The organism is Humibacter soli (genome assembly GCF_054779035.1).
Map to the genome: position 1 here is coordinate 1,793,927 of NZ_BAAGYX010000001.1, position 21,814 is coordinate 1,815,740.

The window sequence follows — 21,814 nt, forward strand, 5'->3', positions numbered from 1 at the left end:
CTCCTCCTCGCGATGCCGCGGGCGAGCCGCGCGAGGAAAGTCTAGAGCGACGCCGTGACGTCAGTGCCCGACGGTGAAGCGCCGGTTGCGGTGTGCGGGCTCCGCGAGTTCGTCGACGAAGGCGAGGGCGTAGTCCGTGCCGGAGATCTCGGACGAACCGTCATCCTTCGTGACCAGGATGTCGCCGTTCGTGCGATACGAACCTGTCGTCTCTCCCGGCGCATAGCTGCCGTAGAGCGCCGCAGGGCTCACGTAGAACCACTCGAGACCCGCGCCGTCCGCGTGGTTCGCCTGCAGCCAGTCGAGCGCCTTGGCGTGCGTCGTTGCTTCGGGCTTCCACTCGTCGTGGAAGTCGGGAGTGTCGTACAGACGCGGACCACCCTCGGCAACGAACGAGCTGCCTGCTCCCCCGACGACGCCGAGGCGCGCGCCTGCTTCAGCCGCAGCATCCGCGATGCCCGCGACGTACGGCAGCAGAACGTCGGTGCCGTCGTCTGTCGTTGCATGAACGGAGAGGACGAGCGCGTCCTGCCCGTCGACGAGCCGTGCGACAGCACTCGGATCGGTGTACGACCCGATGAGATACTCGACGCCGTCGATCGGGTCCGCAGGCTGGTTCCGCGAGAGCGAGCTCACCTGCCATCCGCGCTTCAACGCCTCACGTGCGATGTTTCCCCCGCTGTAGCCGCTTCCGCCGATGATCGCGATCTTCATGCGCGTTGTTTCCTCTCGTCCTGGGCCGCCTTGCGGCCGTTCTCATGCGTTCGCATGCACGAGGTGAGCCAACACGACCGGCGCCCCTTCCATTCCGCTCCACTCGCCCAGCAGCGTGCCGCCGCCCTCGGGCGCCTCGTCGAGAGAACCGGGCACGCGCACGATCGTGATCGAGATGCCATCGCTCGTCACGGTCGTCGTCGTCACATCACTGGTCAGTTCGAGCGATTCCGGAGTCGCTGCGACGGCAGGCACGCCGGCATCCGCAGTCCCGCTGCCGTGCACGTGCGCGTCGCCCGTCTTGGGCACCTGCACACCGTTCTCCTCGTAGTGCTGCTCCACCTCGGAGCCGCCGGTCACCACTGTGCGCACCAGCTCGGCGACATACACCGGGTCACCTGTCGCGTCGTAGACCCACCGCGTGCCGAGAACGCTGTGCTCCATGGTGCCGAGGAGCAAGGCATCCGCACCCTCCAACGGAGCGCCACGGTAGGTGAGAGGGATCTGCAACGTCGTCCCTCCGACCTCGACCAGCAGCGTCTCGATGCCGACCTCGCCTGCCGGGTCGTCGAACCGGAACGAGGCGACACGTTCGAGGTCGGCGTCCGCGTCATCCGCGGAGAAGAACGGCTGCGAGGGCAGCCAGCCGGCCACGAGTTCGAGCTTCGACGGAGTCAGCTGGGCGTGATGCAAGAGGGCCATGTTCACCACCCTGGCACACCACGACTGCGGCCATACGGCATAGCCTGACGGGCATGACCTCGACGTGGAATGAAGCCGAGCTGAAGACCATCGACGCGGATGACGAGGTGGTGCTGACATCCCGCAAACACGACGGCTCCCCGAGCTCGCCGGCGACCATCTGGATCGTGCGGGTGGGCGACGAGGTCTTCGTGCGGTCGGCATACGGCACGGGTAACCGGTGGTACGCGCGCGCCAACACGGCGGGCGCCGGGCATGTCACGATCGGCGACGTCTCGCGCGATGTCAAGTTCGAGGATGCCTCTGCCGACGCGAATCACGCGGCAGTCGACACCGCGTATCACGCAAAGTACGACGCGAAGTATCCGAAGCAGTACGTCGATCCCGTCGTGGACGAGAGGTCGCACGCGGCGACCCTGCGGCTGATCCCCGCGTGACGGGATCGACCTCCGCCTCGATGCACGACGGCCAGCTCGAGGTGACCGTCGACACCGTTCGCCGGCTCCTCGCCGATCAGTTCCCGCAGTGGTCGAACGTCCCTGTCGTCCCCGTCGAGGGGTCGGGCACGGTGAACGCGATCTTCCGCATCGGCGACCATCACGCGGCGCGATTCCCGCTCGTCGTCGACGATCCGAGGGTCGCCCGTCACATCATCGACGCCGAAGCGGATGCCGCTCGTGAGCTCTCCACCATCGCGAGCGTCCCCACCCCAGTGGTGCTCGCCATCGGTGATCCCGGGCGCGGCTATCCCGGTCCCTGGTCGGTCAGCACGTGGCTCGACGGCTCCCCGGCGACGCCGGATGGCCTTGCGTGTTCGACCGAGTTCGCGGCCGACGTTGCTGGGTTCATCCGCGAACTTCGCGACGCCGACACCCACGGCCGCGCCTTCTCCGGCGGAGGACGCGGAGGGGATCTGCGTGCCCACGACGCCTGGATCGAGGAGTGCCTGGCGAAGAGCGTCGGCCACTTCGACGCGGGACCCGTGGACGTCGATGCGCTCGACGACGCTTGGCGATCACTCCGTGAGCTTCCGCGCCACTCCCCCGATGTCATGTCGCACAAAGACCTCATTCCCGCCAACCTCCTCATCGATCAGGGACGCCTGACCGGGGTGCTCGACGTCGGCGGCTTCGGCCCGGCCGATCCCGCGCTCGATCTCGTCGTCGCATGGCACGTGTTCGACGATGGTCCGCGCGCCGAGCTGCGCCGCGGCCTCGGTTCGGACGATCTCGAATGGAAGCGCGGTGCCGCGTGGGCGTATGTGCAAGCCATGGGACTCGTCTGGTATTACGCACGCAGCAACCCGACGATGAGTGCGCTCGGCCGCAGCACTCTCGAGCGAGTCATAGCATCCAGCGTCGCCTCGGCCTCGGTCCCGTAGCTTCGACCCCACGAGCGTCGGTCGCCTCGACTAGCGTTCGGCACATGGACCTCAGCGACGAGCAACACGCGTTTCTCGACTCCACCCGCTCCGCGGCGATGATCACGATCGGACGTGATGGCATGCCCAAGGCCGTCCGCGTCGGCGTCGTCGTCGTCGACGGACTCCTGTGGAGCAGCGGCACCGCCGACCGCGCCCGCACGAAGCGGCTGCGTCGAGACCCGCGCTGCACGGTGTTCGTGTTCGATTCGCATCACAGGTATCTCAGCCTGGAGACAACGGTCACGATCCTCGACGGTGCGGATGTCCCCGAGCAGAGCATGCGACTGTTCCGCCAGATGCAGGGCCGCCCGTCCGGCGACCTGCTGTGGAACGGGCAGGAAGTGAGCGACTCCGACTTCCTCGACGCGATGGTGCGCGAGGAGCGTCTGATCTACCAGTTCGAGGTGAACCACGCCTACGGGCTGGTGTGAGGGATGACGCGGCAGCGACCCCTCCCACCGCGGCGCGTCCCGCTGGCCTAGGCTCGGGGCCATCCGGTCTCGTCATCGCTGGAAGGACACCATGCCCGACTCGAACGACAGCCGCGTCGCGGTCTACATCGACTTCGACAACATCGTCATCTCGCGATACGACCAGGTGAACGGCCGCAACTCGTTCCAGCGCGACCGCGTGCGCCAGTTCGATCCGGATGCCAGGGGCTCCGACAACAAGGCATCAGACAGCAAGACCGCCGATGCCACCGGGCTGGACGCATCCCTCTCCGCGAAGCTCGCCGCAGCAACGGTCGACGTCGGCGCCATCATCGACTTCGCTGCATCTTTCGGCACGCTCGTGCTCACCAGGGCCTACGCGGACTGGTCGGCGCCGGTGAACGCCGTCTATCGTCACCAGTTGGTCGGTCGTGCTGTCGATCTCGTGCAGCTGTTCCCGGCCGCCGCATATGCGAAGAACGGGGCGGACATCCGCCTCGCCGTCGACACCGTCGAGGACATGTTCCGCCTTCCCGACCTCACGCACGTGGTGATCGTCGCCGGCGACAGCGACTATGTGCCGCTCGCGCAGCGCATCAAGCGGCTCGGACGTTACGTGGTGGGCATTGGCGTCGCCGGATCCACAAGCCGCACGCTCGCCGCGGCGTGCGACGAGTTCTACAGCTACGACGCGCTGCCGGGCATCGAGCGTCCGACGCCGCCGGTGGTGAGGCAACGTGCGAGTGAAACAGCAGCGGAGGTCGACGCAGAGAAGGATGTCGAGCAGGATGCCGCTCCCCCGACATCCAACTCCTCACGCGCCAAGGCACCAGCGAAGTCGTCCAGGGGTTCGTCGACGAAGCAGCAGCCGCAGGTGCAGCAGTCGGCGGCGGAGGAAGAGGACGAAGATGCCTCCCTCGACCCTCAGCTCGAGGCAACCGGTCTTCTGGAGCGTGCCCTGCGCATCGGTCACGAGAAGGATGACTCGGAGTGGCTGCACTCCTCGGAGGTCAAGACGCAGATCAAGCGCATGGATCCGTCGTTCAGCGAGAAGCAGCTCGGCTTCCGCTCGTTCTCTGACTTCATCAAGTCGCGAGCCGACATCGCCGACCTCGACGACAGCAGCACGACGCAGCTGGTGCGGCTGAAGCCTCCGCCGGCGCCACCCGCGACTGCGAAGCGGGCACCCCGGCGCGCGAAGGGGTAGCTCCAAGCGCAGTAGCCGCGCGGTCGCGCTGCCCCTGCCGCGGGTTGAGGAGCGTCGCCTGCAGGACGACCTGGCGCCCCCTGCCGTTGGTTGAGGAGCACCGCGGAGCGGCGCGTCTCGAAACCCGCCGCGAGTGATACCTGTCCAAGGTCCGCTGTTCGATCCGGTTTGTCAGTGGTCATATCTACAATCGTTAATATGTTCGATACCATCGACATCGACCCGGACTGGGGTGGCGACACCGACCTCATGACGGTCGATGACCCCGACTACACGACCGTCGACGATTCCGATTATGTGACTGTCGATGCCGAAGACCTCATGTCGTTGCGTGGTGGCCGGGCGCCGTCGGTGGAGGAGATTCTGGGGTTCGCGTTTGATGACGCGGTGGGGTTTCAGACGATGGCGAACCTGGAAGCGGCACGTCAGGTGTTCGCGGTGCATGACGCGTTCCAGATCGCCCGCGAGTATCCGCGGATCTATCTGCCGGTGAGTGCCGCCTCGAAGTCGCCTGGGGTGGATGCGATCGATTTCGCGGAACGGTCTGTCGCGTTCGATCTGGCGCAAAGGTTGCATCTGAGTGAGAACGTGGTGCGGGACTACGACCACCAAGCCGCCGTGCTACGAGAGACACTCCCACAACTGTGTGAGTTGTTCCGGTCGGGGCGAATCAGCCAGCAGCATGTGCGGGCCGCGGTCGACAACGCCACCGGGTTCCCCACCCCTGAGGTCGCCGCCACCTATGACCAACGACTCGCCACGATCGTGGAAGGGTTACGTCCGGGTGAGTTCGCACGACGGTGCAGGCTGGTGCGGGAGCGGTTATGCGTGGACACCCTGCAGGAACGCCACCACACCGCCCGCATGAAGCGACGCGTGTCGATTGAGGCGGACGAGGACGGGATGGGCTGGTTGAACCTCTACGCCCCGATGACCGACCTCGCCGTCATCGACGCCCGCCTATCCGGTACCGCAACCCGGATGCGACAGGAACCCGGCGAGGAGCGTACCAAAGAACAACTGCGTGCCGACGCGTTGATCGCCTGGGCCAAGGGCGACAGCAACAGCCCTGCCGCGACAACCACAGTGGAACCGATCCTGTTGGTAGATGCTGACGGCAGGTTCGCGGAACTCCTCGGCTACGGACCCATCGACCCCCACACCGCCGCCACCACCCTCCGCAACGCACCGTCCTTCCACCGAGTGGTCAACGACCCGGTCGCACCGGCGAACCTGTCCCTGGACCGCCGCAGCTACCGACCATCAGCAGACCAACGCCGCTGGTTGACACTCCGCTACGGACTCGACGACGACGCGACACCCTTCCTCGCCCCCGACGCCGAAATCGACCACGTCATCGAATACCAACACGGCGGGCTCACGAACGTCACCAACCTCCTCCCGTTGAAGAAACGCTTACACCGCCTCAAAAGCGTCACGAAGATCCGCATCGACCCCGACCCAGGCGGAGGTATTCGAGTACGAACACCCACCACCCACCACACCGACCCACCACCCTTCTAACCCGAGGCGGCCGGCGCAGCGTGCATCGGTAACGTGCTCCCCCACCGCCGGTTGAGGAGCACGCCACAGGCGCGCCTCTCGAAACCACACCCTCCGCTGGTCGAGTCATGGGCGGCGCGGCCGCCCGCGTCTCGAAACCCATCACCCCACGATCAGTGATTGGCTGTCGTCGTGACGATTGACGTTGTCGAAACCACCATCGCCGACCTTCAGGCCGCGCTCGAATCCGGCGCGACCACCGCCGTGGAACTGGTCGACGCCTACCTCGCGCGCATCGACGCGTACGACGTGCCGGGAACGGCGACCGCGCTCAACTCCGTGGTCGTTCGCAATCCGGATGCCAGCGCTGAGGCCGAAGCATCCGACCGGCGTCGCGCCGCAAGACAGACGCTGGGCCCACTGGACGGCATCCCGTACACCGCCAAGGACAGCTACCTCGCTCGTGGACTCACCGCGGCGGCCGGATCGCCTGCCTTCGCCGACCTCGTCGCCCAGCGCGATGCCTTCACGATCGAGCGGCTGCGTGCCGGCGGTGCCGTGCTCATCGGGCTCACGAACATGCCGCCGATGGCCAACGGCGGCATGCAGCGCGGCGTCTACGGTCGCGCCGAGAGCCCCTACAACGGCGACTGGCTGACGAGCGCGTTCGGATCGGGGTCGTCCAACGGCTCCGGCACGGCGACGGCCGCGAGCTTCGCGGCGTTCGGGCTCGGAGAGGAGACCTGGTCATCCGGCAGGGCGCCCGCATCGAACAACGCCCTGTGCGCCTACACGCCCTCACGCGGGGTGATCTCGGTGCGCGGCAACTGGCCGCTCGTGCCGACCATGGATGTCGTCGTGCCCCACACCCGCACCATGGCCGATCTGCTCGAGGTGCTCGACGTGATCGTCGCCGACGACCCTGACACCCGCGGCGACTTCTGGCGGTCCCAGCCGTGGGTGAACATCCCGGCGGCATCCGAGGTGCGGCCATCCTCGTACCCGGCGCTCGCGCCGAGACCACGGAGCGCACCGGACGCAGCGACTGCGGCACTCCGTGGCAAGCGCGTCGGCGTCCCCCGCATATACATCAACACCGACCCGGATGCCGGCACCGCCGAGCATCCCGGCATTGGCGGCTCCACCGGGCAGCGCATCACGACCCGCGAGTCCGTGATGGCACTGTGGCGTGCCGCACGTGCCGACCTCGAAGCGGCCGGAGCCGAGGTGGTCGAGGTCGACTTCCCCGCCGTCACGAACTACGAGGGCGACCGTCCTGGCGCACCGACGATCGCCACCAGAGGGCTGGTCTCACCGGAGTTCCTGCACAGCGAGATCGTCGACCTGTCCGCGTGGGCGTGGGACGACTTCCTCGCAGCCAACGGCGACCCGCACCTCAGCGGGCTCGCGAACGTCGACGGCGCCGCGATCTTCCCTCCGCCGCCGGGCGCCCTCCCCGACCGGTACACCGGGTTCGACGATGACATCGCGACGTATCCGGTGGTGGTGCGCGAGCGACCCTATGACGCGTTCACCGACATCCCCCATCTCGAAGAGGGAGTGCGCGGCCTGGAGGAGACGCGCCGCATCGACCTCGAGGAATGGATGACCGACCTCGGCCTCGACGCCGTCGTGTTCCCCGCCGTCGCCGATGTGGGGCCAGCCGACATGGACGTGAACCCCGACTCGGCCGACCTCGGATGGCGCAACGGGGTGTGGGTCGCGAACGGAAACCTCGTGCCGCGACACCTGGGCATCCCCACCGTGACCGTGCCGATGGGCACGATGGCCGACATCGGCATGCCCGTCGGCCTCACGTTCGCGAGCCGCGCCTACGACGACACCGCACTGCTCACCCTCGCTGCCGCATTCGAAGCGACGAACAGTCGCCGCACCGAGCCGACACGCACACCGCGGCTGTGATGACGGCCCCGCCGGTCGAGTAGCGCGGCGGCGAAGCCGGCACACGTTTCGAGACCTTCACCGCGGCTCGGGGCTTGGTCTCGATACACGTCGACCTGCGGTCGGCGCTACTCGACCACCGGATTCGTCTGGCGCGGCGCCCCGAGGACGTGGTTCAGCCAGTCGAGGATGATCCTCACGCTCTCCGGGTCCAGCCTGGTACCCGGCTCGTTGTACCCGTTGCCGGGCGACGCGGCCACCTCTTGCGGTGTGCGCTCGTCCTCTTTGAATACGTGGTTGGCGTTCAACGGAAAGGCGAACGTCACCCGGTCGTTTCCCGCCGCTGCCTTCTGCAGCGGATCGCCGTCGGCATACAGGTCGATCTGCACGTCGTGACCGCCGATGAGCACGAGAGTCGGGATGTGGACCTCGGCGATCGTGTCGACGGCGGACTCGACCCAGAGCTCCCGCGCGAACGGCAGGTTGGCCGGGGTGTCGAAGCTGGCGAGCACCATGCGCACGCTGTCTGGCAGCGCGGGATCGGGATCCATCGATCCGCCCGCCGCATACCTCGCAGCGGCCTCCTCGACCTTCGGCATCAACTCGGCCCCGCCGGGCAGCTGAGACGCCTGCAGCGCGAGCTGCGTCAGGAGAACATCCTGGATCGGGCGCCCGGGCGGAGCCGCAAGAACGAGCCCGACGAACGGCACTGCCTGCTCGCTCGTCGCATAGTGCAGAACGTGCAGCGTCCCCTCGCTGTTGCCGAGACCGACGATGCGGGCGGCATCGATGTCTTCCTCAGCGGCGAGCGTCGCGACGGCGGCGACCAGCTCGTCGAGGTGCGAGCGCATGCTCATCGTGCCGATCAGCTTCGGAAGATTGTCCATCGCGTGCGGACCGGATGCCCGCTTGTCGTACCGCAGCGAAGCGATTCCGGCGTCCGCGAAGGCCTCGGCGAAAAGCCGTCCGCTGCCGTTGGTGCCCGGCAACATCGGCGAGCACCAGTCGCGGTCGGTCGGGCCGCTGCCTGCGACGAGCACGACAGCCGGGAACGGTCCTGCGCCATCCGGCCTCACGACGGTTCCCTCCATGGTGATGCCGTCGAGAACCCAGGACACGTCGGTGGACACGCTCATACCGACAGTCTCGCAGCGGAGGTCACGCTGGGTCGAGCAGCGGATGTCACGCACCCACGATGACCGGCAGCCTCACGCCGAGTTCACACGCGGGTCGATGACACCGTAGACGATGTCGACGATGACGTTGGCGACCGCGATGAGGATGGCGGCGAACAGCGTCACCCCGACGACGACCTGCAGGTCGAGCGTGCCGATCGCGGTGATCAGCAACGAGCCGATGCCCTGCATCGAGAACACCCGCTCGGTGATCACCGCACCGCCGAGCAGCACGCCCAGGTCGAGGCCGAACAGCGTGACGACCGGGATGAGCGCGTTGCGCAGCCCGTGCCGCATGACGACTGCACGCTCGGTGAGGCCCTTCGCCCGAGCGGTGCGCACGTAGTCCTGCCCGAACTGCTCGAGCAGCTCGCCCCTGGTGAGCCGCGCGTACACGGCCGCGCTGATGAACGCGAGTGCACACCACGGCAGTATCAGGTGCAGGAACCATCCGACGGGGTCCTCCGTGAGCGGCTCATACCCGCCCGTGGGCAGCCAGCCGAGCCGGAACCCGAACAACAGGATGAGCAGCATCCCGACCAGATAGGCGGGAGTCGACACCCCGGCGATGGCAACCGTCATGACTGCCCGGTCGGCGCCCTTTCCGCGACGGATCGCAGCGATCGTGCCGCCGAACACCCCTGCTGCGAGCCACAGAACGGCCGCACCGACTGCGATGGACGCGGTGACGGGGAAGTGGGACAGGATCAGGTCCGTCACCGAGGTGTTCAGTTGGAACGAGTAGCCGAGGCACGGTGCGGCGCAAACGATGGCACCCGATCCCGCGCCGAAGGAGCGACCGACGACGATGCCCTTGAGGAACTCCCAGAGCTGCCCGTACCAGGGCAGGTTGAGGCCGAGGTATTCCTTCGCGTGAGCAAGGTTCTCCGGAGTGCAGGGCTTGCCGCACGAGAGCTGCGCCGGGTTCGACGGCAGCAGATAGAAGATGATGTACGTCAGCGCCGTGACCACCAGGAGCACGATGACGACCCCGAGCAGCCGGAACGCGATGTAGCGGAACATGCGCATCAGCCGGCGACCTCCGGGCTCTGGGTGGGCGGATGCTCCTCGCCCGCAATCGTGACGGTCGCGGCCGAACGCGCCGCGGCATCCTGCCTCCCCCGACGCGACCTCCGGCGGTTCACACGCGGGTCGAGGGCATCTCGGAGCCCGTCGCCGAAGGCGTTGAAGCCGAGCGTGATCAGCACGAGCGCGCCTCCGGGGAACAGCAGGTAGGCGGGATCCGTCGAGAACCACCCGACGGCGTTGCCGATCGTGCGACCCCACGACGGCGTGGGCGGCGGAACGCCGACACCGAGGAACGACAGAGCGGCCTCGGTGCCGATCATGGTCGGGATGAGGATCGTCGCATACACGATGATCGTCGACCCGACATTGGGCAGGAGCTGCCGCCAGAGCACGTGCGCCGACCCTGCACCCATCGCCTGCGACGCGACCACATAGGTGCGCTGTCGCAGCGAGAGCACCTGGCCGCGCACGACCCTGGCGACCGCCGGCCAACCGAAGAAGCCGATGATCAGCACCATGAGCACGGGGCGGGGGAACGATGCGGCGACGATCGCCGTGAGCGAGATCATGAAGATGAGGCTCGGAAAGCCGAGCATGACGTCGACGATGCGGCTCACGATGCGGTCATACCAGCCGCCGAGGTAGCCGGCGGTGAGTCCGACCAGCACGCCGATGCTCACCGCGATGAGGGTCGCGAGCACGCCGACGGTGATCGAGAGCCGACCGCCGTAGACGACGATCGAGAACAGGTCGCGGCCGGTAAGCGGTTCGACGCCGAACCAGTGCTCCCACGAGATGCCGCCGCCGAATCCCTTCGGCGAACCGTTCGCGTCGAGCGCCGACAGGTGGTAGCTGTAGGGATTCTGACCGTTGATGCCGGTGATCAGAGGGGCGAAGATCGCGGCGAGCACGAACACCAGAACGACGATGATGCCGGTGAGCGCCCAACGATCCCTGCGCAGATGATTCCAGACGTTCATGCGCTCTCCTCCAGCAGCCGCCACGCCTCACGCCGGGCGGTCTGGGCACCCGGATCGGCGACCGGGGCTGCTGCGAGCAGCCGCTTGGTGTACGGGTCGACCGGCGAGGCGAGCACGCTCGCGGCATCCCCCCGCTCTACGACGCGGCCGTCGCGCAGCACCACGACCGAGTCGGCAAGGCGGCGCACGACGGCGAGGTCGTGGCTGATGAAGAGGCACGCGAAGCCGAGTCTGCGCTGCAGATCCTGCAGAAGATCCAGAACGGATGCCTGTACCGACACGTCAAGCGCGCTCGTCGGTTCATCCGCGATGAGCAGCCGCGGTTCGAGTGCGAGCGCCCGCGCGATGGCCACACGCTGACGCTGTCCGCCGGAGAGCTCGTGAGGGTAGCGCTCGGCGAAGTCGATCGGAAGGCTCACCTGCAGAAGCAGCTCGCGCACCCTGTCGCGACGTTGCGCCCGCGACATCGAGGTATGCAGCCTGAGCGGTTCCGCGACACTGTCTCCGACGGTGTTGCGCGGGTTGAGCGACGACGCCGGGTCCTGGAACACGTACCCGATGCGACTGCGGATGTCGCGCCTCAGCCTGCGCGACGCGCCGGTCAGCTGCACCCCTGCCACCGTCGCACGTCCTCCCGCGATCGGCACCAGCCCGGCGAGCGCACGCCCGATCGTGGACTTTCCCGAACCGGATTCGCCGACGAGCCCGACGACCTCTCCGCGCGGAATCGCGAAGCTCACGCCGTCGACGGCCCGCACGGCGACACCACGGCGATGGAAGACGACCGACACGTCCTCGAGCATCGCTGCGGCATCCGGCACGGCCTCGGCGTCGACGAGCGGTGGCTCGGCAAGCTCTGCCGCCGGCCCCGAGTCATCCATGGCGGAGATCTGCTCGGTGAATGCCGCCACGTCGAGATCCGCAAGGGTCGGAACTGCGGCGAGCAGTCGCTTGGTGTAGTCCGAGGTCGGGGCCGCGAAGACAGCGTCGACCTCGCCGTGTTCGACCACCTTGCCCGCACGCATGACGAGCACGTCGTCGGCGAGGTCTGCGACCACACCCATGTCATGGGTGATGAGCAGAATGGCCGCATCTCGGGAGTCGCGCAGCGAGCGCAGCAGATCGAGGATGCCCGCCTGCACCGTGACGTCCAGCGCGGTCGTCGGCTCGTCGGCGATGATCGCCACGGGGTCGCAGCTGATCGCCATCGCGATCATGGCGCGCTGCAACTGGCCGCCGGAGAGCTCGTGCGGGTACGAAGCGGCGATGCGACGGGGATCCTGCAGGCCGACGGAGGCGAGCAGCTCTTCGACGCGGCCCCGCAACTCCGACTTGGCGCGGATCGGCCGGTGAACGGTGATCGCCTCGGCGATCTGACGACCGATCGGGTACACCGGGTCGAAGGCGCTCATCGGCTCCTGGAACACCGTGCCGATCATCCCGCCGCGAACCTCTCGCAGCTCGGCACGCGGGGCGCCGATCAGCTCGTTGCCGTTCAGGCGGATGCTGCCGGTCACCGTCGCCGTGTCGGGAAGCAGCCCGAGCACGCTCATCGCGGTCACCGACTTGCCCGACCCCGACTCGCCGACGAGGGCGAGCACCTGTCCGGAGTACAGGTCGAAGCCGGCCCGGTCGACGACCAGGCCGGCTTCGTCGTGCTGCGGAAACGAGATCGACAGATCCCGTACGCTCAGCACCGGCTCGCGAGGGGCCGGTTCTCGGAGCGAGGTCACTTCTGCAGCGTCAGCGTCATGTAGTCCGGGTAAGCCGGGAACGACGGGATGAAGAAGTTGCCGACGCCGGACCCGCGAAGGAACGACTGCTTGGCGTAGATCAGCGGCACGATCGGGGCATCCGCCATGATCTGCTTGTCGATCGCCGCCCAGTCGGACTGGGCCTTCTTGGGGTCGACCTCGGCCTGCGCTGCGGCGATCGCCGCGTCGACGGACGGGTTCGAGTATTGCGACACGTTGTAGTTGCCGTTGCCGATCTGGCTCGAGTCGAAGAGCGGCGAGATGTTCGAGTTGGCCGACGGGAAGTCCGGCTGCCAGCTCATCAGCGCCAGGTCGAAGGTAGGGTTGCTCACCGCGACGTCGGTGTAGAACGAGTCGACATCCTCGGGCTTGAGCGTGACTGCGATGCCGACGCGCTTCAGGCCCTCCTGGATCGCCTGCGCCTGAGCGAGCGACGCGGCGTCGTTCTGCGTGAGCAGCGTGAGGTTCAACGAGCTGACGCCCGCAGCGGAGAGCAGGCTCTTCGCCTTCGACACGTCACCGCTCGCCTTGGCCGGGTACAGGTCGTAGTTCACGCGTCCGGCGATGCCCGGGGTGATGAGGGTCGTCGCAAGGGTGCCGGCCTGAGCGCCACCGGATGCCACCAGGTACGACTGCTTGTCGACGGCGTACTCCAGAGCCTGGCGCACCTTGAGGTTCTTCAGTTCGCCGCGCTGCGTGTTCATCGTGAGATACTGGATCGGTCCGGCCGCCGACGTCGCGACGCGCTGCTTTGCCGTCGAGTTGCCGTTGACGGACGCGAGGTCGGATGCCCCGAGATACTGCGCGCCGAAGGCGTCCTTGTACTGCCCGGTGTCGCTGATCAGGTTCTGAACAGCGGTGCTCTGGTTCTGGCCCTCCTGGAACACGACCTTGTCGGCGGTCGCGGTGCGCACCGAGTCGGTCTTCGAGCTCCAGTACTTGTTGCGCACCAGGGTCAGCGAGGTGCCGTCCTTGATGGACTCGACCTTGTACGGCCCCGTGGTGATCGGAGCCTTCGCGTACGTTGCGGGGTTGCCGTTGGACTGCTCGACCGGCGTGAAGGCCGGCATGGAGGCGATCCACGGCCAGTCGCCGAACGACTTGTCGAGGTGGAAGACGATGGTCTTGTCATCCGGCGTCGCAATCGAGGCCAGCTGCTGCCCGGTGAACGGGCCCTGGTACGAGTCGCCGCCGACGAGAAGGGTCTTGTGGTAGCTCAGGCCACCCGTGAGCTGGTTGCTGAAGGACCGCTCGACGCCGTACTTCACGTCAGCGCTCGTGATGGGCGTGCCGTCGGAGAACTTGAGGCCCGACTTGAGCGTGTACGTCCAGGTCTTGCCGTCATCGCTGACGACTCCCGTGTTCGTCGCCAAGTCGGGAACGACCTTCGCGTCCTTGCCCGGCTGCACCTCCCAGGTGGTCAGACGGCGGTCGAGCAGGCTGAGGCTCGTCGTCGCCAGGTTCTGGCTGGATGCCGGGTCGAGCGGAACGGTGCTCTGGGGCGTCAGGATGGTCAGCGTTCCGCCGGTCTGAGCCGACGACTTCGCGTTCTGTGACGAGCAACCCGTGAGCACGAGTGCCGCGGCGACCACGACGACGGCCGCGGTGGAGATTCTTCGCATGGTTTCCAGTCTCTGCGGGCGCTATCGAAGCGTGAAATCACATGACGCAATATGGCGTCAGAGTTCGCCCACGCAGAAAATTACGCACGCACGCATGCGGTTATTCCCTCACGACATGGTGTCCAGGATGCCCACAAGCGACTCGAACGTCGTTCGGGGGTTGAGCAGCGCGAACCGCGTGTTCGGCCGACCGGCGTGTGAACTGGGCGTGACGAAGGCACGTTGCTCGTCGAGAAGCCGGGCCGACCACGCGGCGTAGTCCACCTTGTCCCAGCCTTCTCGCTCGAAGACCACGATCGAGAGCTGCGGATGACGCACCAGCCGGAACCCGTCGCGCGACTCGATCTCGGCCGCGATCCGCCTCGCCAGTCTGAGCGACGTCGTCACGGCATCCCGATAGGCGGCGGCGCCGTGCGTGGCCAGGGAGAACCAGAGCGGCAGCCCCCGGGCCCTGCGGGTGAGGTGCACCGCGTAATCCGATGGACTCCACTCCGTCGCCTCGGTCAGCGTGTCGAGATATTCGGCGTGCTGGGTGTGCGCCCGGCGTCCGCTCTCCGGGTCGCGGTAGATCAGGGCGCAGGCGTCGAACGGAGCGAACAGCCACTTGTGCGGGTCGACGATGACCGAGTCGGCCTGCTCGACCCCGGCGAAGAGCGGGCGCGCTTCGGGCGAGAGCATGCCTGCCAGTCCGTATGCACCGTCGATGTGCAGCCAGAACGGATGCTCCTGCTTCAGCCCCGCGATAGACGCCAGGTCGTCGACGATGCCGAAGTTCGTCGACCCGGCAGTAGCGACCACGGCGAAGACATCCCCGCCACGGGCTTCGAGCGCCGGCCGAACCGCGTCGCCGGTGAGCACGCCGCGCTCCCCCGCGTCGACAGCGATCACGTCCACGTCCATCACACGTGCGGCCGACGCGATCGACGAGTGCGCCTCCGCGCTGCACACGACAGCCCATCGAGACGTCGGCGTGCCGCGCTCCCTGCGCGCGTGCTCCCGCGCTGCCACGAGTGCGGAGAGGTTGCCCAGCGTTCCGCCCTGCACGAAGACGCCGCCTGCGCCTTCCGGCAGCCCGAACTCCGCAGCCAGGAACGACAGCACCTCGTTCTCGGCGTAGACCGCCCCTGAGCCTTCCAGCCACGATCCGCCATAGACTGCGCTGGCCGAGACGACCAGGTCGAACGCTGTCGCCGCCTTCGTCGGAGCCGTCGGGATGAACGCGAGATAGTTCGGGTGGTCGGTCGTGATGCAAGCGGGGGCGAGCACCTCCGCGAACACGGTGAGCGCACGTTCGGCGCCGATCCCCTGCTCCAGCACGGAGCGTCCGGCCATCTGCGACAGCTCGGCCTCGGTGTACGTCTTGTCGAGCGGGGTGTCGACGGAGAGGATGCGCTGCCGCGCGTAGTCCAGCACCTGGTCGACGAGCACTTCGGTCTCTGTCGAGACGGCGTGCATCCGATCGCCATGCACCCGATCGTCCTGTGCCACTGCACCACTCCCTCTTCGTGGGCCCGGGCGACAGCGCCCCGGCTCCGCGGCGTCGTCGACGCGGCATTCGAGCCTCTCACACGCGGGCGGGAGGCGGCCAGGCCGTGTCCGCGCCGACTGGTGCACGATTATCGGTGTTCGGCACGCTCCTCTACAATTCCGTCCGTGGGGGAAGCTGCGGTCGACGTGACGCCGACGCCGCGTGACCTGCAGTCGGTACTCCTCGAAGGCAAGACCCGCACGCCTGAGCACCGAGCGGGATCCGTCAGTCGCCGCCCGATCATCGACCGGGCGCGGCGAAGCGGAGCGAGCGTCGTCACGGTCACGGCTCCCGCCGGGTACGGCAAGTCGACCATGCTCACCGAGTGGGCAGGGCTCGAGAGCAGGCAGGTCGGCTGGGTGTCGCTCGACCGTACGGATGACGACCCCGCGGCGCTCCTCTCCGTGATCGGGACCGCGTCGATCGGATTCAGCCCTGCTACCGAAAGCATCGTCCAAGACATGCGCAGCGGAGGAGCGACAACGCTCGATCGCGCCGCTCCCCTCCTCGCTGCTGCTTTGTCATCCGCCCCGTCTGCCTTCGTGCTGTTCATCGACGATCTGCACTGGGCAGACTCCGACGACTGCCAGGACGCGATCGAAGTGCTGCTCGCGGCCATCCCCTCCGAGTCTCAGATCGTGTTCGCCAGCCGTCGCGACCACCGGTGGCTCGCCGGTCTGCGGGCGACGGGCGCTGTGCTCGAGATCGGTCCCGACGATCTGCGCCTCGACCACGCCGCAGCACGGTCGATCTTCGAACAGGTCGGCGCCGCGACGGTGGCCGACTCCGACCTCGACACGATCGTCGATCGATGCGAGGGATGGCCGACGGGCCTCTACCTCAGCGCTCTAGTATCGCGGAGCGGAGGCGACGCGACCGCGCTGACGGGCCACGACCGCTACCTGGCCGACTACCTCTACAGCGAGTGCATCCGTCGTCTGCCCGAAGAGACGCAGACCTTCCTGAGGCGGAGTGCCGTGCTCGACGAGTTCTCGGCGGCCGCGTGCAACGCCGTGCTCGAAACGTCGACGTCGCAGGCCGAGCTTCAGGAGCTGGAGGCCGCGAACCTCTTTCTCATTCCGCTGGACCGCGACCGCACCTGGTACCGGTACCACGCGCTGTTCCGCGAGTTCCTGCTCGCCGAGCTGGAGCGGGTGGAGGGGGCGGAGTCCTCCGCCCAGCTGCATCGCCGCGCTGCCGCGTGGCACCAGAGCAACGGTGCCCCGGCTCGCGCAGTCGACCACCTTCTGCTCGCCGGCGACCTGCAGGAGGCGGGCGTGCTGGTCGCCCGGATCGCGCCGTCCCTCTACCAACGGGGCCAGATCGCGACCATCCGCCGGTGGCTCTCGCAGTTGGGCGACACGGTGTTGCAGGGCAACTGGCCTCTCATCGTGTCGATGATGTGGCTGGCGATCCTCTTCGGCGAGGTCGCGGTCGGCACACGATGGGCGCCGTTCCTGCGCGCGGTCGACCCGGCCACTCTCGATGAGGGAGAACGGGTCTACTTCACGTCCAACCGCGCGATGATCCGCGCGTCCCTTGTAGAGCATGGTCATCTGCAGGCTCTGGATGACGCGACATACGCCTACGAGAACGAGCCGGCCGACAGCGGGTGGCGCTCCCAGGCGATCTACCTCTGGGCATCCGCGTGTCTTCTGACCGGAGACGTGGAGACCGCGCGAAAGGGCTTCGAGGACTCCATCGCGACCGCCGAGAGGATCGGCAACTACGACAATGTGATCGTCAGCGGTCCCGAGCTCGCCCTCCTCGCGATCGAAGCGGGCCGCTGGGACACGGCCGCGCGGTACTCGGCCTGGGGAATCGAGCGCATCGCCAGCACCCACACCGAGGGCTACCCCACGACAGCCCTCGCCCTGGCGGTCGCAGCCCGCCTCGCCTTCCGCGAAGGCGACCGCAGGCGGGGCGACCAGTTCCTCGCACGGGGCATGCGCGCCCGCGCCGGCTGCACCTATCTCTTTCCGGGGTACTCGATCCGATCGCGACTGGAGCTCGCGAAGGCGCACGTCGCCATCGGGGACCGCAGCGCCGCCTGGCACCTCGTGCGCGAGATCGACGAGCTCCTCCGGCAGCGCGGCGACGTAGGCGCGCTCGCGACGCAGGTCGAAGAGTTCCGCGCCAGCCTCGCGCTCGAACCGGTGTCGACCGGTTCCGTGCCCCTGACCCCGGCCGAGCTGCGCCTGCTGCCGTATCTGCAGACGCATCTGACGATCGCAGAGATCGGTCAGCGGCTCTTCGTCTCGCGCAACACCGTGAGCTCGCAGGTCGGATCCATCTACCGCAAGCTCTCGGTGACGACTCGAGCTGCCGCCGTCGAACGCGCGACAGAGATCGGTCTCCTGGGCCGATAGCGCGCCACCCCCCTTTCGGGTCAGTGTTCCTTCTCGACCCTCAGGGATTTGCCTACGTGTTGAAGAGCCCTCATAAAATGACCGCTCGTGGGGGAAACAACGGGGCTTGTGGCACCGACACGACGCGATCTGCAATCGGTTCTGCTCGAAGGCAAGACCAGCACCCCGCAGTGGCGGCACGGGTCGGTGAGCCGACGCTCGGTCATCGATCGAGCACGGGAGAGCAGCGCAGGTGTGGTCACCGTGACGGCACCGGCGGGCTACGGCAAGTCGACCATGCTGGCCGAGTGGGCGGGCGCAGAGACACGCACCGTCGGGTGGGCCTCTCTCGACCGCACGGATGACGACCCTGGCGCGCTCCTGTCCGTGATCGCCACCGCGTCCATCCCCTTTGCCCCAGAGGCGGCGATCGTGGCCGCCGAGGTGCGCAGCAACGGCTCGGCGAGCCTGGCACGCTCCGCGCCGCTGCTGGCCGCTGCCCTCTCCACCGCCCCGCTCTCGTTCGTGCTCTTCATCGACGACCTGCACTGGGCAGACTCCGACGGCTGTCAAGATGCGATCGAGGTGCTGCTCGCCGCGGTTCCTCCCGGGTCGCAGATCGTCATGGCAAGCCGGCACGATCATTCGTTGCTCGCTCGGCTGCGAGCCATGGGCGCTGTTCAGGAGATCGGCCCAGAGGACCTGCGTCTGGATCACGCAGGTGCGAGGTCCGTCTTCGAGCAGGCCGGCGCGACAGCTGTCGACGACGCCGACCTCGACACGATTATCGAGCGATGCGAGGGATGGCCCGCCGGGCTCTACCTGAGCGCTCTGGTGCTCGGCGCGGGAGGTGACGCGGTCGCCCCGACGGGACATGACCGCTACCTCGCCGACTACCTCTACCGCGAGTGCATGAATCTCCTGCCGGACGAGACGCAGTCCTTCCTGAGGCGCACCTCCGTCCTCGATCAGTTCACACCGTCAGCCTGCAATGCTGTGTTGGAGATATCGAGGTCGCGCGGCCTTCTCCACGATCTCGAGGCGGCGAACCTCTTTCTCGTTCCTCTTGACAGAGAGCGCACCTGGTACCGCTTTCACGCCCTCTTCCGCGAGTTCCTCCAGTCGGAGCTCGAACGAGTGGAGGGCGCCGAGGCGGTTGCCGAACTGCACAGGCGGGCCGCAGCGTGGCACGAGCACAAGGGAGCGGCGCCTCAGGCCGTCGAGCACCTCCTTCATGCCGGTGACCTTGATCGCGCCGGACTCCTGGTTGCCGAGATCGCGCTTCCGATGTTCCAGCGAGGGCAGGCAGCGACGGTGGATCGCTGGCTCGCGACCCTCGGCACGGACGTCGTGCGGCGAAACTGGCCCCTGGTCGTCGAGATGTGCTGGATGACGGTGCTGTTCGGCAACATCGTCGAGGGAGAGCGATGGGCGCGCTTCCTCAACTTCCTCGATGCCGACAGCATCGAGGACGAGGAAGAGCGACTCCTCTTCGGCTCGGCCCGCGCCATGGTCCGTGCAGGCATGTGCGAGCACGGCTACGAGCACGTCGCGGGCGACGCGGCGTTCGCTTTCGAGCACGAGCCCGCGGAAAGCATGTGGCGCGATCAGGCGATCTACCTCTGGGGAGCTGCCTGCCTGCTCAAGGGAGACACGAACACTGCCGAGAAGGCGTTCACCGAGGCGATCGCACTCGCCGACGTGATGAGCAATCCGGACACGAACATACTTTCCGAGCCCGAACTCGCGCTGCTTGCAATCGATGCGGGCCGATGGAGGGAAGCGACAGCGCACGCCACTCGCGGAGTCGAGTACGTCGACAGCAATCACATGGAGGGTTATCCCACCACCGCCCTTGCCCTGGCCGTCGCGGCACGAGTGGCCTTCCACAACGATGACCGTCGCCTCGGAGACCAGCTGCTCGCCCGTGCCATGCGTGCCAGGGTCGGCGCCACCTACCTGATCCCTTGGCTGGCGACCAGGGTGCGCTTGCAGCTCGCCATGGCGCACGTCGCGATCGGAGAGCTCACCGCCGCGTGGCATCTGCTGCGGGAGATCGATGAGATCCAGCGCAGGCGCGGAGACCTCGGTGCGCTCTCGACGCAAGTCGAGGAGTTCCGCGCGAACCTGGCTCTGGGTCCGACAGCGACCGGTGCCGTTCCGCTCACCCCCGCCGAGCTTCGTCTTCTGCCTTATCTGCAGACCCACCTCACGATCGCCGCGATCGGCCAGCGGCTCTACGTCTCGCGCAACACCGTGAGCTCGCAGGTCGGCTCGATCTACCGCAAGCTCTCGGTCACCACCCGGGGCGCCGCCGTGGAGCGCGCGATCGAACTCGGACTGCTGGGTCGCTAGTCCGGGCCCTAGACGTCGATGACGTCCACCAGCTCATCGTCGTAGCCGAGCGCCATCGCGATACGAGGTGCTGCTGCGACGACCCTCGGTGAGCCGACCACGGTCGTCAGACGTGTGAGCACGTCGACGATCTCCTCCGCCGACACCCCGGCCGACACCGCGTCGTCCACTGCGGCGCCCATCGACGCCGACGGGGCTGCGACCGCGATCAGTGCGCCGAGTCGAACCAACGCGACGGTGCGTTCATCGAGCACCCCTGCACGAATCCTCTGGCGTTCGCCCGACACACTCGGGTCGTCGATGCAGAACCGCCTGAGCAGTTCGACGGCGTCCACTTCAATGGCGCTCATCTCGCAACCTCCGCTGAAGGATCCGACTCATCACATGCACTATTCGATCGTGGATCCCGGCGGATGACACCATGCAGATCGCGTGACTCGGCGGCTAGTCGGCCGTGAGCCGGCTGGATGAGCGTGCTGAGTGTCAGACGAGGATCGGGAAGGTTGCGAGAAGCACGACTCCCGCCAGTGCCGCGACGAGACCTAGCCCCAGCAGCGCCCAACGCCCCCAACTCACCGGGCTGCGATCGGAGACCGCTGCGAAGAAGAGCACGAGGGCGAACAGCACCGTGAGCAGGGAGTAGTTGTCCCCGTGACGATTGCTGGTGAGCGCGTCATCAGAGAGCTGGTCCGCGCGCTTGCTCGCCGCCTCTGCCTCTTTCGTGCCGGGCGCGACGTACGACGGTTCGGCGAACGGCGAGTTCAGCACCTGCCCGTTCGCCTCCCAGTCGGCGAACGCGACCTTCAGCTGAGGGGTGAAGCGCTGCGCGACGTACGCCTCCATGGAGGCGTTCCCCGTCGCGCGCGCCTGCAGCCAGAGCTCGTAGATGCTGACATCCACCGCCTTGGTGTCGCGTGCCTTGCCGTCGAGATTGGATGCCTCGATACGCGCTGCGGACGCCTGGCTGAAGTGGATCGACATCTCGCCACCCCACTTGGAGGCCTCGAAGCCGCACCACGCCGTGAGGATGGCGGTCACCGCGAGCAGCACGACGACCGACACCTCGCGCGCCCGGTCCCAGCGGGCCGCAGTGGACTCGCCGGGACCGGGGACGTTCGGTTCTTGTCCTTCTTCTGTCACG

At 67.4% G+C, this 21,814-nt stretch carries 18 protein-coding genes; 8 read left to right on the plus strand and 10 right to left on the minus strand.

From position 1 onward, the window contains the following. Positions 1 to 60: 60 nt before the first annotated feature. Positions 61 to 714, minus strand: coding sequence for an NAD(P)-dependent oxidoreductase (locus ACYVDN_RS08375; protein ID WP_460570311.1), 654 nt, complete (start codon positions 712 to 714; stop codon positions 61 to 63). A 42-nt stretch (positions 715 to 756) separates the two neighbouring features. Further along, the gene (locus ACYVDN_RS08380; RefSeq protein WP_460570313.1) at positions 757 to 1,416 is read right to left on the minus strand and encodes a CG0192-related protein; all 660 of its coding nucleotides are present in this window, start codon (positions 1,414 to 1,416) and stop codon (positions 757 to 759) included. 53 nt (positions 1,417 to 1,469) lie between these two features. Here ACYVDN_RS08380 and ACYVDN_RS08385 point away from each other — a divergent pair, with 53 nt between their 5' ends. The 6 genes from ACYVDN_RS08385 (at position 1,470) to ACYVDN_RS08410 (ending at position 7,903) form a co-directional block, all read left to right on the plus strand. Continuing rightward, positions 1,470 to 1,853 carry a DUF2255 family protein gene (locus ACYVDN_RS08385; protein ID WP_460570315.1) on the plus strand — a complete coding sequence of 128 codons (384 nt, stop codon included), beginning with the start codon at positions 1,470 to 1,472 and terminating at the stop codon, positions 1,851 to 1,853. Then, complete coding sequence (locus ACYVDN_RS08390) at positions 1,850 to 2,797, plus strand: aminoglycoside phosphotransferase family protein (RefSeq protein ID WP_460570317.1); 948 nt, start codon at positions 1,850 to 1,852, stop codon at positions 2,795 to 2,797. The genes ACYVDN_RS08385 and ACYVDN_RS08390 overlap by 4 nt, the downstream gene beginning before the upstream one ends. 44 nt (positions 2,798 to 2,841) lie before the next feature. Further along, entirely contained in the window at positions 2,842 to 3,270 is a 429-nt protein-coding gene (locus ACYVDN_RS08395; RefSeq protein ID WP_460570319.1) for a pyridoxamine 5'-phosphate oxidase family protein, read from the plus strand. A 91-nt stretch (positions 3,271 to 3,361) separates the two neighbouring features. Continuing rightward, positions 3,362 to 4,477, plus strand: a complete 1,116-nt coding sequence (locus ACYVDN_RS08400; RefSeq protein ID WP_460570321.1) for an NYN domain-containing protein — start codon at positions 3,362 to 3,364, stop codon at positions 4,475 to 4,477. Positions 4,478 to 4,675: 198 nt separating this feature from the next. Next, positions 4,676 to 6,001: an HNH endonuclease signature motif containing protein gene (locus ACYVDN_RS08405; protein WP_460570323.1), complete on the plus strand. Its 1,326-nt coding sequence runs from the start codon at positions 4,676 to 4,678 to the stop codon at positions 5,999 to 6,001. 171 nt (positions 6,002 to 6,172) lie between these two features. Then, the gene (locus ACYVDN_RS08410; protein WP_460570325.1) at positions 6,173 to 7,903 is read left to right on the plus strand and encodes an amidase; all 1,731 of its coding nucleotides are present in this window, start codon (positions 6,173 to 6,175) and stop codon (positions 7,901 to 7,903) included. Between the two features lie 107 nt (positions 7,904 to 8,010). Here ACYVDN_RS08410 and ACYVDN_RS08415 read toward each other — a convergent pair whose 3' ends face one another. The 6 genes from ACYVDN_RS08415 to ACYVDN_RS08440 form a co-directional block, all read right to left on the minus strand. Next, positions 8,011 to 9,018 carry an alpha/beta hydrolase family protein gene (locus tag ACYVDN_RS08415; protein WP_460570327.1) on the minus strand — a complete coding sequence of 336 codons (1,008 nt, stop codon included), beginning with the start codon at positions 9,016 to 9,018 and terminating at the stop codon, positions 8,011 to 8,013. A gap of 72 nt (positions 9,019 to 9,090) precedes the next feature. Then, on the minus strand, positions 9,091 to 10,080 hold the full coding sequence (locus tag ACYVDN_RS08420; protein WP_460570329.1) for an ABC transporter permease: 990 nt from the start codon (positions 10,078 to 10,080) through the stop codon (positions 9,091 to 9,093). Positions 10,081 to 10,085: 5 nt separating this feature from the next. Next, entirely contained in the window at positions 10,086 to 11,066 is a 981-nt protein-coding gene (locus ACYVDN_RS08425; protein ID WP_460570331.1) for an ABC transporter permease, read from the minus strand. Next, on the minus strand, positions 11,063 to 12,799 hold the full coding sequence (locus ACYVDN_RS08430; RefSeq protein ID WP_460570333.1) for an ABC transporter ATP-binding protein: 1,737 nt from the start codon (positions 12,797 to 12,799) through the stop codon (positions 11,063 to 11,065). The genes ACYVDN_RS08425 and ACYVDN_RS08430 overlap by 4 nt, the downstream gene beginning before the upstream one ends. Beyond that, a complete protein-coding gene (locus tag ACYVDN_RS08435) occupies positions 12,796 to 14,442 on the minus strand; it encodes an ABC transporter substrate-binding protein (RefSeq protein WP_460570335.1) in 1,647 nt (548 codons plus the stop codon). The genes ACYVDN_RS08430 and ACYVDN_RS08435 overlap by 4 nt, the downstream gene beginning before the upstream one ends. 108 nt (positions 14,443 to 14,550) lie before the next feature. After that, positions 14,551 to 15,897 (minus strand): pyridoxal phosphate-dependent decarboxylase family protein, encoded by a 1,347-nt coding sequence (locus tag ACYVDN_RS08440; RefSeq protein ID WP_460572295.1) that lies wholly within the window; start codon positions 15,895 to 15,897, stop codon positions 14,551 to 14,553. A gap of 198 nt (positions 15,898 to 16,095) precedes the next feature. Here ACYVDN_RS08440 and ACYVDN_RS08445 point away from each other — a divergent pair, with 198 nt between their 5' ends. Both ACYVDN_RS08445 and ACYVDN_RS08450 read left to right on the plus strand, forming a co-directional pair. Then, entirely contained in the window at positions 16,096 to 18,339 is a 2,244-nt protein-coding gene (locus ACYVDN_RS08445; protein WP_460570337.1) for an AAA family ATPase, read from the plus strand. A gap of 87 nt (positions 18,340 to 18,426) precedes the next feature. After that, positions 18,427 to 20,673, plus strand: a complete 2,247-nt coding sequence (locus ACYVDN_RS08450) for a helix-turn-helix transcriptional regulator (RefSeq protein WP_460570339.1) — start codon at positions 18,427 to 18,429, stop codon at positions 20,671 to 20,673. Between the two features lie 8 nt (positions 20,674 to 20,681). Here the strand turns inward: ACYVDN_RS08450 and ACYVDN_RS08455 are convergent, their stop codons facing one another. Then, positions 20,682 to 21,023 carry a carboxymuconolactone decarboxylase family protein gene (locus ACYVDN_RS08455; RefSeq protein ID WP_460570341.1) on the minus strand — a complete coding sequence of 114 codons (342 nt, stop codon included), beginning with the start codon at positions 21,021 to 21,023 and terminating at the stop codon, positions 20,682 to 20,684. Between the two features lie 133 nt (positions 21,024 to 21,156). Then, entirely contained in the window at positions 21,157 to 21,813 is a 657-nt protein-coding gene (locus ACYVDN_RS08460) for a hypothetical protein (RefSeq protein ID WP_460570342.1), read from the minus strand. Position 21,814 lies beyond the last annotated feature (1 nt).